Origin of the sequence: Parahoeflea alexandrii, assembly GCF_024105735.1 — a bacterium.
Classification (GTDB): Bacteria; Pseudomonadota; Alphaproteobacteria; order Rhizobiales; family Rhizobiaceae; genus Hoeflea; species Hoeflea alexandrii.
The window spans coordinates 90667-105301 of record NZ_JAAAML010000001.1; the positions used below are offsets into that span (position 1 = coordinate 90667).

12 protein-coding genes are annotated in these 14635 nt (G+C 60.3%); 4 read left to right on the forward strand and 8 right to left on the reverse strand.

Features of this window, described 5'->3' with window-relative positions; genetic code table 11:
* Positions 1 to 75 precede the first annotated feature (75 nt).
* The 7 genes from GTW23_RS00405 to GTW23_RS00435 form a co-directional block, all read right to left on the reverse strand.
* The gene (locus tag GTW23_RS00405; RefSeq protein WP_252914196.1) at positions 76 to 1293 is read right to left on the reverse strand and encodes a glycosyltransferase family protein; all 1218 of its coding nucleotides are present in this window, start codon (positions 1291 to 1293) and stop codon (positions 76 to 78) included.
* Between the two features lies 1 nt (position 1294).
* Entirely contained in the window at positions 1295 to 2116 is an 822-nt protein-coding gene (locus tag GTW23_RS00410) for an HAD-IIB family hydrolase (protein WP_252914197.1), read from the reverse strand.
* Positions 2117 to 2127: 11 nt separating this feature from the next.
* The gene (locus tag GTW23_RS00415; protein ID WP_252914198.1) at positions 2128 to 3912 is read right to left on the reverse strand and encodes a sugar phosphorylase; all 1785 of its coding nucleotides are present in this window, start codon (positions 3910 to 3912) and stop codon (positions 2128 to 2130) included.
* A gap of 125 nt (positions 3913 to 4037) precedes the next feature.
* Entirely contained in the window at positions 4038 to 5015 is a 978-nt protein-coding gene (locus tag GTW23_RS00420) for an aldo/keto reductase (protein ID WP_252914199.1), read from the reverse strand.
* Between the two features lie 156 nt (positions 5016 to 5171).
* Entirely contained in the window at positions 5172 to 6542 is a 1371-nt protein-coding gene (locus GTW23_RS00425; RefSeq protein WP_252914200.1) for an aspartate aminotransferase family protein, read from the reverse strand.
* A 22-nt stretch (positions 6543 to 6564) separates the two neighbouring features.
* Entirely contained in the window at positions 6565 to 8073 is a 1509-nt protein-coding gene (locus GTW23_RS00430) for an NAD-dependent succinate-semialdehyde dehydrogenase (RefSeq protein ID WP_252914201.1), read from the reverse strand.
* A gap of 88 nt (positions 8074 to 8161) precedes the next feature.
* Positions 8162 to 8662 carry an Lrp/AsnC family transcriptional regulator gene (locus GTW23_RS00435; protein ID WP_152010468.1) on the reverse strand — a complete coding sequence of 167 codons (501 nt, stop codon included), beginning with the start codon at positions 8660 to 8662 and terminating at the stop codon, positions 8162 to 8164.
* A 194-nt stretch (positions 8663 to 8856) separates the two neighbouring features.
* Between GTW23_RS00435 and eutB the strand changes: the two genes are divergently transcribed.
* From eutB to doeB, 4 genes are read left to right on the forward strand one after another with little or no spacing between them, the layout of a single operon-like run.
* Positions 8857 to 9861, forward strand: a complete 1005-nt coding sequence (gene eutB / locus GTW23_RS00440) for a hydroxyectoine utilization dehydratase EutB (protein ID WP_252914202.1) — start codon at positions 8857 to 8859, stop codon at positions 9859 to 9861.
* A 1-nt stretch (position 9862) separates the two neighbouring features.
* On the forward strand, positions 9863 to 10855 hold the full coding sequence (eutC, locus tag GTW23_RS00445; protein WP_252914203.1) for an ectoine utilization protein EutC: 993 nt from the start codon (positions 9863 to 9865) through the stop codon (positions 10853 to 10855).
* Between the two features lie 3 nt (positions 10856 to 10858).
* On the forward strand, positions 10859 to 12046 hold the full coding sequence (gene doeA / locus GTW23_RS00450) for an ectoine hydrolase DoeA (protein ID WP_152010465.1): 1188 nt from the start codon (positions 10859 to 10861) through the stop codon (positions 12044 to 12046).
* Between the two features lie 6 nt (positions 12047 to 12052).
* Positions 12053 to 13042, forward strand: a complete 990-nt coding sequence (doeB, locus tag GTW23_RS00455; RefSeq protein ID WP_152010464.1) for a N(2)-acetyl-L-2,4-diaminobutanoate deacetylase DoeB — start codon at positions 12053 to 12055, stop codon at positions 13040 to 13042.
* Between the two features lie 102 nt (positions 13043 to 13144).
* Here doeB and GTW23_RS00460 read toward each other — a convergent pair whose 3' ends face one another.
* A complete protein-coding gene (locus GTW23_RS00460; RefSeq protein WP_252914204.1) occupies positions 13145 to 14635 on the reverse strand; it encodes an aldehyde dehydrogenase family protein in 1491 nt (496 codons plus the stop codon).

The window sequence follows — 14635 nt, forward strand, 5'->3', positions numbered from 1 at the left end:
GTTCGGGCGCGGATGGAGCTTTCCGTCCGCGCCCGAATTGCGTTTTTCATTGACGGTGCGGCCGGGTGGGGCCCGCTAGGTTTCGGCGCTGTCGGCGGCAACGGCCTCATACATGTTCCGCAACAGATCCGGGTCGGCGGACTGAATCCGGCTCCAGTTCGGTATGAACGGCGTCTCCATCGGGTTCTCAAGAAAGATCTGGCCGGCGGCGACAATGTTGGCCGCAAACAGCTCCACGGCTTCCTCCTCCTGGTGCCGGTCCGTGTGCAGCCCGTTCATCAGCGCATCATTGTGATACATCTCGATCAGGTCGAGGGCGGTCCGGTAATATGTGGCCTTGATGGTGCGGAAGGTCTCCTGATTGAAGACCACGCCATCGGTGGCGAGCTTGCGGAACAGCGCCTTGGAGATATCCACTGACATCCGCGAAAGTCCCTGAGTGGCATCGGCCTTGGAAAGGTCCTGGTGCTTGTGGTCATAGGCATCGGAGATATCGACCTGACAGACCGAACGGTTGGACAGGTTGCGCCAAACTTCCGACAGAACGCCGATCTCCAGACCCCAGTCAGACGGAATGCGCATGTCGGGCAGCATGCTCACTCGCATGGCGAATTCGCCGGCGAGCGGGTAGCGAAAGCCCTTGAGATATTCGATGTAATCGAGGTGGCCGCAGACCTTCTGGATCGACAGAAGCAGCGGCGAAACCAGAAGCCGGGAAACCCGCCCGTTCAGCTTGCCGTTGGCGATGCGCGGATAATAACCCTTGCAGAACTGATAGGGGAACGCCGGATTGGTGACCGGATAGACCAGCCGCGCCAGCATTTCGCGTGAATAGGTTGTTATGTCGCAATCGTGCAGTGCCACCACGTCGGCGTTCTGCGAGGCCAGCGCATAGCCGATGCAATACCAGACATTGCGGCCCTTGCCGGGTTCGCTGGGCGCCAGGCCGGCGTTTTCGAGCTTGGTGTGGATGGCGTTCAGGCGTGGTCCGTCGTTCCACAGGATGTCGTGTTTCTGCGGCAGTCGCGAAAAATACTGCCGGGCAAAGCGGTACTGTTCGGCATCCGCCTGATCGAGCCCGATGATGACGTGGTTGATGTAGCTGGCGCCACTGAGCTCATCGATGATCTTGGACAGTGCATCCCGGCCGAGCTCGGAGAACAGTGACGGCAGGATCAGCGTGATCTTCCGCGTCGCTGCAAACTGGCGTAGCTGTGCTTCCATCATCTCGAGTGGCATGCGGCTCAGGTTGTGGAGCGTGGCCACGCTGCCATTCTGATGAAAATCGGCCATATCAGCTCCTGTTGTTCTCTGCCCGGTCGAGCAGCGACATGATCACCTGGTTCCACCCTTCCGGACCGGCGGCTTCGGCGCGGACGATCCGGCCTGTGGCTTCGCCCTTGCATGGCGGGATGCCGGAATGGGTCGGATTGGGGATGATAACTCCCAGGTCAGCCTGCTCGATCATCGCCAGATCATTGCCGGCATCGCCAAGCGCCACGATGAAAGGCGTCATGCCTTGCCTTGAATGACGGGCGGCGATCTCCATCATACGCTCGGACTTGTTTCCGCCAAATGACAGCGTCAGGAAGCGGCCTCCCTGCTGCACGATCAGACCCATTGCGGTGACCGCCTCAACAAACCTGGCCTTGTCCGCTTCGCTCCCAAGCCAGAGGCCGGGTTCGGAAAACCGGCGCTTGCGGGCATTTGCGGCATCGGCGATCGAGAGTCCGGTCAAGTCGGATACTTCTTGTGCGCTCCAGTCGCTGAAACCCTCGTATTGAGCACGCAGGCAAGGGGGCAACCGTTCCAGCGCCTGACATATCGCATGGTAGCTGGTTTCGGTCGCATCGCCTTCATCACTGTCTTCATCAACGGCTTCAAGGATACCGGACCCGTTCTCAACGATGGCTTCGCAATCGGAGAAGCCGAGTTCTTTGCGCAACGGAGTGATTTCGGCGGCTGTCTTGCTCGAAGCGAGGATCAGCGGGACCTCAAGGTGCCGCAGTCTTGCCAGTGCCGGAGCGGCTGCGGAATGGGAGTAATTGCGGTGGTCGAGAAGCGTTCCATCGAGATCGCTGAAGACAATCAGGTTGCGGATGTCGAGGGCGCTCACATGATCACCATTCAGTTGGTGATCCATCGGCATTGATAGGGCGCGAATTCCAAGTCTCCGCCAAAACCGCCGATGTGCTCGCCAGAGATCAGGTCAGACCAGGTGTCGCCGTCGATCAGGTTGAGCGACATCAGGGGAATCGAGATGGTCTCACCGGTGAGGTTGTGGATGGCGAAGATGCTTTGCGACCGGTCGATGCTCTGCCGCCAGAAGCCGAACAGCTGTTCGCCCAGTTGCAGGGTGAACTGCGTGGCGTTGGGGTGGAAAGCGGCCTGCTTCGAGCGCGTCTGAAGGATGGAGGTCAATGCGTTGAACACCCGGGCATGACGGCTGCCGGGATCATCGAGCTGCGTCAGCAGGTCGGGATAGTGCCAGCGATGCCGGTTGATCGCGCGGTTGTGCCCGGATTTCTCGACGCCATCGTGATCATTGCCGGTGGCGAGAAGCGAGTGAATATAGAAACCGGGAATGCCCTCAAGCCCCATGGCGATGATCTGGCTGCACAGGAAGCGCTCGATGTTCCACTCGTCCTCGCCCTCGATCGTGCCTTTCAAGGCGTCAAACAGCGCGATATTGATCTCATAGGTGCGGGTGCTGCCGTCTGGCATTTTGCGCATGGAAAGACGCCCACCGAATTTCTCGGCCGTGTCGATGACGCGCTGAATATCTTCTTCACTCAGCAACCCCTCCGCCGGGCGCATGCCGATGCCGTCATGCGAGGCGGTGAAATTGAAATAGGTGCAGCCGAGCTGGGCCGGTGGCATCGACATCTGCCAGGCATTGAGATGCTTCGATGTGCCGTGGAGCAGGGCATGGAGCAACAATGGCGGCAGCGAGAAATTGTAGACCATGTGGGCTTCGTTGCGATTGCCGAAATAGCTCAGGTTCTCGGCATTCGGCACATTGGTCTCGGTGAGCAGGGCCAATGGTTCGGCGGTGTAGTCGGCAAGCAGGCGGATCAGCCGCACGATTTCGTGGGTCTGGCGCAGATGGATCGAGGGCGAACCGACCTCCTTCCAGAGGAAGGCGATCGCATCCAGCCGCAAAGTCCTGACGCCCTTGGAGATGTGAAAGCGAAGGATCCGCAGAAACTCCAGCATGACCTCCGGATTGGAGAAGTCGAAGTCCACCTGGTCATGGCTGAAGGTGCACCAGACATGCCGGGTGCCCGTGGCTGTCTCGACCTCCCTCAGCAGCGGGTGGGCCCGGGGCCTGACCACCATGGAGAGATCATCGTCCGGCGAAGCTTCGAAGAAGAACCTGTCATAAGGCGTGTGGCCAAGCAGATACTCGTTGAAAAAGGTGCTCTGGCTCGAGCAATGATTGATCACCAGATCCGACATCAGACGGAAGTTTTCGGCGATGCGGCCAATGTCCTCCCATGCGCCCAATCCGCTGTCGACGGCATAATAGTCGGTAATGGCGAAGCCGTCGTCCGAAGTGTAGGGAAAATAGGGCAGGATATGCACACCGGTGGCGGTACCCTTCAACCGTGTGTCGAGGAAGTCGAACAGCAGATCCAGCGGCTTGTGTTCGCCATTCACAAAGCTGTTGCCATAGGTGATGACGTAGCTGTCCCGTTCGGACCAGAGCGTGTTGGCCGGCACCCGGCCCCTGCGCTTCGGATGCTCGTTGCCGGGCCAGAAGGCCGCTATCGTCTGTTCCAAAAGGGCTGGCTGGTCGCTGTCCGGGTAGATCGACTGGAGCAGCATTTGCAATCCGTCGCGCAATCTTCTGGGGATCGGCTTGGGGAGCGTCGCCGGCTTCTCCGGCGGGTCTGCATAAAAAATTTCCATGTCCAATTTTTATGCATTTTTAATTTGGTGGCAAGCCGGTTTATGGGAATTAAGGGAAGCGGGGCCAAGCCAGCCCCGACACCTCATTTTGGAGGTAACGGCATCCGGGTTTCGTTTGAGCTGCGTCAGCAATAGCCTTCCACACCGTTCGACTGTTCCCGTGAATAGCGGTCGCCGTGGGCGAAGCCCCGTGGCAGTATCCTGCCAATTTCCGCCAGTTCCGTCGCGCCAAGTCTAAGTTCGGCGCCCTTGACGCATTCCTCAAGATGGATTGCCGAGCGCGTGCCGGGGATCGGGATGACATGGCTGCCGCGGCTCAAGAGCCAGGCGATTGCCAGGGCAACCGGAGTGGTGCCGAGGTCGCCTGCATAGGCCTTGAAGGGGGCGACGGCTTCGATGTTGCGGGCCAGGTTGGGCTCGACGAAGCGTGGATTGTGGCTACGGAAATCAGCCGCGCCAAAACTCGCCGGGTTGGGAGCCTTGCTTGCGAAAATCCCGCGTCCGAGCGGGCAGAAGGCGACCAGGGCAACACCGAGATCGCTGCAGGCCTCGACCATTCCAAGTTCCGGCTGTCTCGTCCACAGAGAGTATTCGCTCTGGACGGCCGTCACCGGGGCGACCGCGTGCGCCAGTTTCAGCGAACTCGGGGCAATTTCCGAAAAACCGAAGCCACCGATCTTGCCCTCTTCGATAAAGCGTTGAAGCGTGCCTGTAACCTCCTCGATCGGCCGATCCGCCTCCCGACGATGGACATAGAAGAGATCGACATGATCAACGCCGAGCCTCTTCAGCGATGCTTCAAGTTCGCTCCGGAGGTGGTCCGCGGAATTGTCGAAGTACCGGGCGCCGGTTGCTGGATCGCGACGGATGCCTGCCTTGGTGGCAATCCTGAAGTGACCCGGGTTGTGCCGGAGGTAGTTGCCGATCACCGTTTCAGAGATGCCCATGCCATAGACATTCGCCGTGTCGATCAGGTTCACCCCGAGATCCCTGGCAGCGGCCAGGGTCTCGTGGCTTTCCTGCTCGGTGGTTGGGCCATAAGGCCCTGCGAAATTCCAGCATCCGAGCCCAATCGCGGAAACGCTTGGTCCAGACAATCCCAATCGACGATGTTCCATGGGATCCTTGTACAGGGAAAATCCTCTGATCGACAATTCACAGGCGGTGATTGTCTGGCATGTTTCTCATCCATTGGAACTGCAAGGCCGGCCCGATGGGAGGGCCGGCCTGCTTCTGATCCGGACTGGCCAGATTGCTGTTCAGCCGCAGACTTCCTTGAGAGCATCGGCCGTTGCCGAGACAATGGTGTCTGCTTCTTCCCGCGACAGGCAAAGTGGCGGGGCGAAGCCGATGATATCGCCCTGCGGCATTGCCCTTGCGATGACGCCGCGTTTGAGCAGGGCTGCGGCGACCGACGGCCCGACTTTCCTGGCCGGGTCGAAGAAGACGCGGTTGTCCCGGTCCTCGACCAGCTCGACCGCGCAGAGCATGCCTTCGCCGCGGACGTCACCGACATTCTTGTGCTTGCCAACTGCGTCAGTCATGCCCTTGTTAAAGTAGGCGCCGGTATCTCCGGCATTTGCGACGAGGCCAAGGCTGTCGATAAGCTTGAGATTGGCGACACCCGCCGCTGCGCCGATCGGGTGAGCGGAGTAGGTCCAACCGTGGCCAATGGCGCCGAATTCATCGGTGCCCTGTTCGAGAACCTGCCAAACCTTTTTGGAAATGATGGAACCCGACAGCGGGGCATAGGCCGAGGTCAGGCCCTTGGCGATGGTGATGATGTCGGGCTCGATGCCGTAGTGGTTTGATCCCATCATGGTCCCCAGGCGTCCGAAGCCGGTCACGACCTCGTCTGCGACAAGCAGGATATCATGCTTCCTCAGCACGGTCTGGATTGCCTCCCAGTAGCCAGCGGGTGGCGGCACGATGCCGCCGGTGCCGAGAACCGGTTCGCCGATGAAGGCAGCAATGGTATCGGCGCCTTCGCGTTCGATCATGGCTTCAAGTTCGCTTGCGCAATGGGCAACGAAATCGGCCTCCGACATCGAGAGATCGGCCCGCCGGTAGTAGTAGGGCGCCTCGGTGTGCAGCACCTGTGACAATGGCAGGTCGAACTTCTTGTGAAACAGATCAAGCCCGGTCAGCGAGCCGGTCATCAGGCCGGAGCCGTGATAGCCGCGCCAGCGGGAAATGATCTTCTTCTTCTCGGGCCGGCCCAGGATGTTGTTATAGTACCAGATGAGCTTGACGTTGGTTTCATTGGCGTCGGAGCCTGAAAGGCCAAAATAGACCCGGCTCATGTTTTCTGGCGCGCGGTCAATGACCATCTTGGCAAGCGTCACCGAAGCTTCGGTGCCGTGGCCGACATAGGAATGATAATAGGCCAGCTCTTTGGCCTGCGCGGCAATGGCGTCAGCGACTTCCTGGCGGCCATAGCCGATATTGACGCAGTAAAGGCCGGCAAAGGCATCCAGCAGGCGATTGCCTTCGCGGTCGTTGATGTAGACCCCTTCACCCCCGGTGACGATGCGGTTCTTCAACTCACCACGTGCGAACTGTGCAAGGTGCGTGGAGGGATGGAAAAAGTGATCGTGATCCCATTGGTCGAGCTGATCGTTGCGCAACATTGTTGTTTCCTTCTTGATTGTGTCATGCCCAGTCGCGGCAGACATATTTGACTTCCGTGAAGGCCTCCATGCCAAGACGTGAGCCTTCGCGCTCCAGCCCCGACTGCTTCATGCCGCCAAAGGGGATGGGAGCACCGGTCACCTTGGTCCGGTTGACCGCTACCATGCCGAACTGCAGCAAACGGCTGGCGCGGTAAATCCGGCGCGGATCCTGCGTGTGCAGATAGGCAACAAGGCCATATTCGGTATCGTTGGCCCGCTGCAGAACTTCTTCTTCCGTGTCGAAGGAGGCAATGGCTGCGACCGGGCCGAATGTCTCTTCATGCATGATCAATGCATCAGCTGTGACATCGGCAAGCACGGTTGGCTCAAAGAACAATGTTCCGGCCTTGTGACGCTTTCCACCAGCAAGTAGACGCGCCCCCTTGGAAACGGCATCGGCAACATGCCCTTGCTGCTTGGCGACCGCTTTGTCGTTCATCAATGGTCCGATGTCTGGATTGTCCATGCCGATGCCAACGGAAAGCCTTGATGCTGCTTCCGAGAATTTCGCGCAGAACAGATCGTAGACCGGGCGCTCGACAAAGAACCGGTTGGCGCCAAGGCAATCCTGTCCGGATGTTGCGAATTTTGCCTTGATGGCCTCTTCGACAGCCTGGTCCAGATTGGCATCGGCGAACAGGATGAAGGGAGCGTGACCACCGAGTTCCAGGACCAGCCGCTTCACGGTGTCGGCGCCCTGCCTGTAGAGAAGCTTGCCGATCTCGGTGGAGCCGGTGAACGAGACAGCGCGAACGCGCTTGTCTTTCATCCATGGTTCAACAACAACCGGGGCAACGCCGGTCACGACATTGAATGCACCTTCCGGGAAGCCGGCGCGTTCGGCAAGCTCGGCAAGCGCCAGCGCCGAATAGGGTGTTTCAGCCGAGGGATGAGCGACAACGGTGCATCCCGCGGCCAGCGCTGCACTGGCCTTGCGGGTGAGCATGGCTGAAGGGAAATTCCACGGCGTGATCAGGGCTGCAACGCCCACAGGCTCGCGCCAGATCTCGACTTCGGCGTCAGGCAGGTGCGACGTCACGCTTTCGATGTTTGGCCGCTTGGCTTCCTCGGCGAAAAACTCCACGAAGGACGCAGCGTACTCGATCTCGCCACGCGCTTCCGAGATCGGCTTGCCCTGCTCCAGCACCATGATCCGCGCCAGGTCTTCGCTGTTTTCACGAATCAGTTCAAACCAGCGCCGGAGGATTATCGAACGCTGCTGCGGCAGCATGGCGGACCAGATGCTGAAGGCGGTTTCCGCGGCATCAACTGCGCCAGCGCTGTCAATGGCGGACAGGCTTGCAACATCACCGAGATGGCTGCCATCGGCAGGATTGATCACGGCAATCGTCCCTGACTTCGCGCCGGCCGTCCAGCGGCCGCCAATATAGGAAAAGCCGCGAAACAGCGCCGGATCGGTCAGATCAAGCGGCGTTGCGTCAAAGGTTGATGATCCGGCTCGCGGGGGATTTGTGCTCTGATGTGCCATGCCCGATGCTAGCGGCTGAGATCCAGAGGATTCCTCTGATGTGTCGGCTCCCGCCAGGCGGTTCGTCCAAATCTTGTCGGGCGAGGCGTTAATCTACCCCCGGTTCCAGCCCCATCAGAATTTCAAAGGGCGGGCTTGCCGAGTGTTTCACCGGCTTGGTGACGATGTAGGTGAAATAGCGCGCCAGCCCCGCGCCGCGGCCCAGCAGATCGTCGATCAGCCGTTGATAGCTGTCGATATCTCGGGTGATGATGTGCAGGAGATAATCAAAGCCGCCGCCCAGCGCCCAGCAGGACAGAATTTCATCATATGTTTCAACGGCTTGCTCAAATGCCTGAAAGGTCGCCGCGCGGTGGTTTTCAAGTTCTGCCATGACGAAGACCGAGACTTGAGGCGCCACGGATCTGAGCTCGATCTCCGCCTTGTAGCCTGAAATGATGCCCGCTTTTTCCAGCCGGCTCAACCGTTCCCAGCACGGTGTGGCACTGAGATTGACCCTTTTTGCGAGCTCGGTTTTCGATATCCGGCCCTCCCGAGAAAGGATTGCAAGGATCTTGATATCACGGTCATCGAGCTTGAATGGGGCCATGACGGAGACTTTTGAGCCAGCGCCGTGGGGTTGTCAATTTCCGGGATTACGGTCAACAATACTTCATGACAATTTGGCCTCCAGAATCCTCATGGTTAAACCACCCTGTCGGTAAATCCCTTGCGAAATCAAGGGTTCGCGCGGTTGGCTCTGGCCAATTACGTCCTTCCTACCCCGGTTTCCGGTGAGGCCGCATGAGCACGGCACAGCCCTTTGTCGAACTCGCGGAAATTGAAGCGGCGCGCTCCGCTATCGCCGCAACCGTGCGGCGAACACCGGTCAACAAGTCGCCATCTCTCTCCGAATTGCTGGGGTGCCCGGTTCATCTGAAACTTGAACACACCCAGATCACCGGCAGTTTTAAACTGCGCGGCGCGACAAACGCCGTGGCTTCTCTGTCCGATGCGGACAAGCAGCGCGGTGTGGCTGGCGTGTCGACCGGAAATCATGGGCGGGGGCTGGCCCACGCCGCGAAGGCTGCCGGGGTGAGGTGCATCATCTGCATGTCGCGGCTGGTGCCGCAGGCCAAGATTGACGGCATCAAGGCACAGGGTGCCGAAGTCCGGATCGTCGGCAACTCGCAGGATGAGGCGCAACTGGAGGTCGACCGGCTGGTTGACGAAGACGGGTTGACCATGATCCCACCCTTCGATCATCGCGCCATCATTGCAGGCCAGGGTACGCTGGGGCTGGAGTTGCTGGAGCAGGTGCCGGATGTCGCAACCGTTCTGGTGCCATTGTCCGGCGGCGGATTGGTTTCGGGCGTCGCCGCTGCACTCAAGGCCATGCGCCCGGATGTCAGGATCATCGGCATATCGATGGAACGCGGGCCCGCGATGCATGAATGCCTCAAGGCAGGAGGGCCGGTGCTGGTTAAGGAGCTGGCGACGCTTGCGGATTCTCTCGGCGGCGGGATCGGGCTCGGCAATCAGCTGACATTCGCCATGACAAGAGATCTGGTCGACGATGTCGTGCTGGTGAGCGAAGCAGAAATCGCTGCCGGTATACGGCACATCTATTGGCAGGAACGCCAGATCGTCGAGGGTGCGGGCGCCGTCGGCGTGGCGGCTTTGCTTTCGCGCAAGATAGAGAGCGTCGGTCCGGTGGCTGCCATCCTCAGCGGCGGCAATATCGATATGAAACAGCATCATCGCGTCATATCCGGCGAAGATGTTGATGTTACCCAAGAGGCAGCGTGACATGAGCAACATCAGGATCCTGACCGAGGCGGATTTACGCGGCCTGGTGAAGCTGGATCTTGATGCCATTGAGTGTGTCGAGCAGGCTTTCGCCGCATTGGCCACCGGCGATGTGGTTATGCCGCCGATCCTGTCCATGCCGATCGCGCCGTTCAACGGCGAGGTTGACGTCAAAACCGCGTTCGTGCCGGGTATCGACAGTTTCGCGATCAAGATCTCTCCGGGCTTTTTCGACAATCCGGAAATCGGCCTGCCGAGCACATCGGGGTTGATGGTGCTGTTGTCGGCAAGGACCGGAATGCTCGAGGCTTTGCTGCTCGACAATGGCTATCTCACCGATGTCCGCACGGCTGCGGCCGGTGCGGTTGCCGCGCGGCATCTTGCGCGTGCCGACGCTTCACATGCCTGCATCCTCGGGGCAGGTTGCCAGGCCCGGCTGCAACTCAAGGCGCTGTGCCTGGTTCGTCCGATCAGGACCGCCACGATCTGGGCACGGGACGTCGTTAAAGCGCATACAGTGGCAGCGGAGCTTTCACAGGAACTCGGAATCGATGTGAGTGCCGTAAAGGATGCTGGCGCGGGGGTCAGACGCGCTGACGTGATTGTCACCACCACACCTGCGACAAGCCCGGTGCTTGAGGCAGCGTGGCTGCTGCCCGGTCAACACGTGACGGCAATGGGGTCGGATCAGGAGCACAAAAACGAAATCGATCCCGCATGTCTTTCAAAGGCTGATCTCTATGTCCCCGACCGCCTGTCGCAAACGCGGATCCTGGGCGAATTGCGCAGCGCCATCGCGGCGGGCCTGATCCCCGCCGAGACCGACTTTGCCGAACTCGGCGCCATCGTCTCCGGCGCCGTACCCGGGCGCACCGCGCCCGACCAGATCACCATCGCGGACCTCACCGGAACCGGTGTTCAGGACACCGCCATCGCCACCCACGCCCGACAGCGTGCTTCACATGCCGGACTCGGCACCAACTTCGAGAGCTGAAACATGGCCGAAATCGACACATTCCGATTCACCGACGCCGAATACGAGACCCGCCTGTCGCGGGTGAGGGCCGCGATGGAGGCCAAGGGGATCGACACGCTGATCACCTCGGATCCGTCCAACATGGCATGGCTTACCGGTTACGATGGCTGGTCTTTCTATGTCCATCAATCCGTCATCATAGGACCCTCCGGCGACCCGATCTGGTTCGGGCGCGAACAGGACGCCCAGGGCGCGCTGCGCACGGTCTGGATGAACGAGCCGGACCTGATCGGGTATCCGGATTACTTCGTGCAATCAGCTGAACGCCACCCGATGGAATACCTCGCCGCCAAGCTGACCGAGCGGGGGTGGCACATTGGCCGGATCGGCGTGGAGATGGATAATTACTGGTTCTCCGCCAAGGGATTTCTGTCGCTGAGCGCCGGGCTGCCCAACGAGCTGGTCGACGTCACCAACCTCGTCAACTGGTTGCGTGGCCCGAAATCTCCTGCGGAACTCGATCGCATGCGCAAAGCCGGCAAGATCGTCGAGAGGATGCATGCGCGTATCGCCGAGAAGATCGAGCCCGGCATGCGCAAGTGCGATCTGGTGGCCGAAATTTACGACGCCTCGCTGCGCTACGACGAGGGGTGGGGCTTTGGCGGCGATTACCCGGCGATCGTGCCGCTGCTGCCATCGGGCGCGGATGCCGCCGCGCCCCATCTGACCTGGGACGACAAGAAGATGGTGACCGGCGAGGGCACCTTCTTCGAGATTGCCGGCTGTTTCCGCCGCTATCACTGTCCGCTGTCGCGCACCATCTTCCTCGGCAAGCCGACACAGCAGTTCCTCGACGCGGAAAAAGCCGTGCTCGAAGGCATGGAGGCCGGATTGGAGGCCGCAAAGGCCGGAAACCTGTGCGAGGATATTGCAATCGCCTTCTTCGGCGTGCTTCAGAAGTATGACATCGTGAAGAACAACCGCACTGGCTATCCCATCGGTCTGTCCTATCCGCCGGACTGGGGCGAGCGGACCTGTTCGCTGCGCCCGGGCGACCGGACGGTGCTGAAGCCCGGGATGACGTTCCACTTCATGACCGGTCTCTGGATGGAGGGCATGGGCTTCGAGATCACCGAGAGCATCGCCATCGGCGAAACCGGCCCCGAATGCCTGTCGAACGTGCCCCGCAAGATGCTTGTGAAGGATTGATGCGAAATGAGCGGTAATCCCATCACCTCCACAATCCCGCTCGACGAGGACGGCGAACATCACGGTTTTCTGAGACTGCCCTACAGCCGTGACGATTCGGCCTGGGGGTCCGTGATGATCCCGATAACGGTGATCAAGAATGGCGTTGGCCCCAGCGCATTGTTGACCGGCGCCAATCACGGCGACGAGTATGAAGGTCCGATCGCGCTCATGGACCTGGCGATGAGCCTGAAAGCGGGCGACATTGAAGGCCGGGTGATCATCCTGCCGGCCATGAACTATCCGGCGTTTCGGGCGGGAACGCGTACATCGCCGATTGACCGGGGCAACATGAACCGGTCTTTTCCAGGCTCGCCGAGCGGTACCGTGACGGAGAAGATCGCGGACTACATCCAGACGGTTCTGCTGCCGGAGGCGAGCATCGTGCTCGATTTCCATTCAGGTGGCAGGACGCTGGACTTCATTCCTTTCGCATCGGCGCATGTGCTCGAAAACAAGGAGCAGCAGGCAGCCTGTGTGGCCGCCGTGGAAGCCTTCAACGCACCCTATTCGATGATCATGCTCGAGATCGACAATGTCGGCATGTATGACACCAGTGTCGAGGATCAGGGCAAGACCTTCGTCACCACGGAACTCGGCGGTGGCGGCACCTCGACGGCACGCTCCAATGCCATCGCCAAGAAAGGTGTGCGCAACGTGCTCAAACATGCCGGGATCATGAAAGGGGAACTGGACCTCTCTGCCTCGGTGATGCTCGACATGCCGGATGATGATTGCTTTGTCTTCTCTCACGATGACGGGATGATCGAAGCGATGAAGGACTTGGGCGAGGAGGTGGAGAAAGGCGAAATTGTGGCCCGTGTCTGGCCTGTCGACCGGACCGGCAGGCCACCGCTGGACTATCGCGCCAGGCGTTCGGGTATCCTTGCGTCTCGGCATTTCCCGGGGCTGGTGAAGGCCGGGGACTGTGTGGCGGTGATCGCGGTCAAGGTCTAGACGCGGCAAGGCGATCTTCGAAACACTGCGGAAACAGAAAAGGCCCGTCAGAAGTCTGCCGGGCCCCTTTATGAAGACTTCAGTCGCAGGAGGAGTGCCGCCCTAGCCGATGCGGGCGGCGATGCTCTTGACCTTGCAATAGCTCTTGAGGCCTTCGAGACCCTTCTCGCGGCCGAAGCCTGATTGCTTGTTGCCGCCGAAGGGCACTTCGATGCCGCCGGCAAAGTACTCGTTGATGTAGACCTGACCGGCGTCAATGTCGCGGGCGAGCTGGTGGGCTCTCGTGAAATTGCCGGTGAAGACACCGGCCACCAGTCCGAAGCGGGTGCAATTGGCCAGCTGCAACGCATGTTCGTAATTGTCGGCTTTCTGGACGGTGAGGACCGGGCCGAAAATCTCTTCCTGCACCAGTTCATCCTCGGCAGGCCGGTTGGCAACGATCGTGGGTTCTATGAAATAGCCCTTGCCGGTTTCGGGATCGCTCGATGCCTTGCCGCCGCTGATGAATTCCGCGCCGCGTTCCCGCGCCCGATCGAGAAAGCCTGCAATCTTTTCCTGCTGCATGGCCGAATTGACCGGTCCCATGTCGGGTGAGCGAAGACCATGACCCAGCGAGATCGCCTTGGCCTTGCGTCCGAGGGCTTCGACAAAGCGGTCGTGAATTCCAGCTTCGATCACCAGCCGCGAGCCAGCGGAACAGATCTGTCCGGCATGCTCGAAAATGGCGCCTGCCACATTGGTGACGGTGCCGTCGAAATCGCAGTCATCGAGCACGACCACCGGCGACTTGCCGCCGAGTTCCATCACCGAGCGGGTGACGTTTTCGGCGCAGGCGCGCATGACGCTGGCGCCGGTGGTCACCGAACCGGTGAAGGTGACATGGTCGATGCCGGTGTTGGAGACCAGCGGGGCGCCGACCTCGATGCCGGTTCCGGTCACGACATTGCAGACGCCGGCGGGCAGTCCGGCCTCAAACAGCAGTTCGGCCAGCAACAAGGCGGTGAATGGTGTCTGTTCGGCGGGTTTGGCAACCACGGTGCATCCGGCGGCAAGCGCCGGGGCCATGCCACGGGCGGCGGTCGAGATCGGGAAATTCCAGGGAATGATGTGAGCGGTGACGCCGACCGGCTCGAACTGGCTGTAGCCGACATAGTCTGACGGCAGCGGGAAAGTGCTTCCCTCCAGCTTGTCGCATGCGCCTGCGTAGTACTCAAACGTTCTCGCCGCGCCGGAGACATCCCCCCTTGCCTCGGAAATCGGCTTGCCGCTGTCGAGGCATTCGGTGATGGCAAGCCGTTCCGAGTTGCGGCGGATCAGCTCTGCGGTGCGTGCGAGAATGCGTCCTCGTTCGGCAGGCGGTGTCCGGCGCCAGAGGGCAAACGCCTTGCGCGAATTTTCGACGGCTTCAGCAACATCGTCGGCATTGCCGCGGGCAAAATCGGCAAAGGCCTCGCCGCGGCCCGGATCCTCGCTTTGCATGGAGCGCCCGGAGCGCGGAGCACGAAATCCGCCGTCGATGAAATGGCCATCGGGCAGGCGCAGTCCAGTGGCGTCATTGATGTAGGCGAGGAGGCTGTCGGGTTTTGTGAGCAT

Coding starts and splice junctions, on each gene's coding strand:
- GTW23_RS00425 (WP_252914200.1), bottom strand. CDS start 6,542: ATGTTGCGCAACGATCAGCTCGACCAATGGGATCACGATCACTTTTTC.
- GTW23_RS00415 (WP_252914198.1), bottom strand. CDS start 3,912: ATGGAAATTTTTTATGCAGACCCGCCGGAGAAGCCGGCGACGCTCCCC.
- GTW23_RS00405 (WP_252914196.1), bottom strand. CDS start 1,293: ATGGCCGATTTTCATCAGAATGGCAGCGTGGCCACGCTCCACAACCTG.
- GTW23_RS00430 (WP_252914201.1), bottom strand. CDS start 8,073: ATGGCACATCAGAGCACAAATCCCCCGCGAGCCGGATCATCAACCTTT.
- GTW23_RS00460 (WP_252914204.1), bottom strand. CDS start 14,635: ATGCTCACAAAACCCGACAGCCTCCTCGCCTACATCAATGACGCCACT.
- eutC (WP_252914203.1), top strand. CDS start 9,863: ATGAGCAACATCAGGATCCTGACCGAGGCGGATTTACGCGGCCTGGTG.
- GTW23_RS00435 (WP_152010468.1), bottom strand. CDS start 8,662: ATGGCCCCATTCAAGCTCGATGACCGTGATATCAAGATCCTTGCAATC.
- doeB (WP_152010464.1), top strand. CDS start 12,053: ATGAGCGGTAATCCCATCACCTCCACAATCCCGCTCGACGAGGACGGC.
- eutB (WP_252914202.1), top strand. CDS start 8,857: ATGAGCACGGCACAGCCCTTTGTCGAACTCGCGGAAATTGAAGCGGCG.
- doeA (WP_152010465.1), top strand. CDS start 10,859: ATGGCCGAAATCGACACATTCCGATTCACCGACGCCGAATACGAGACC.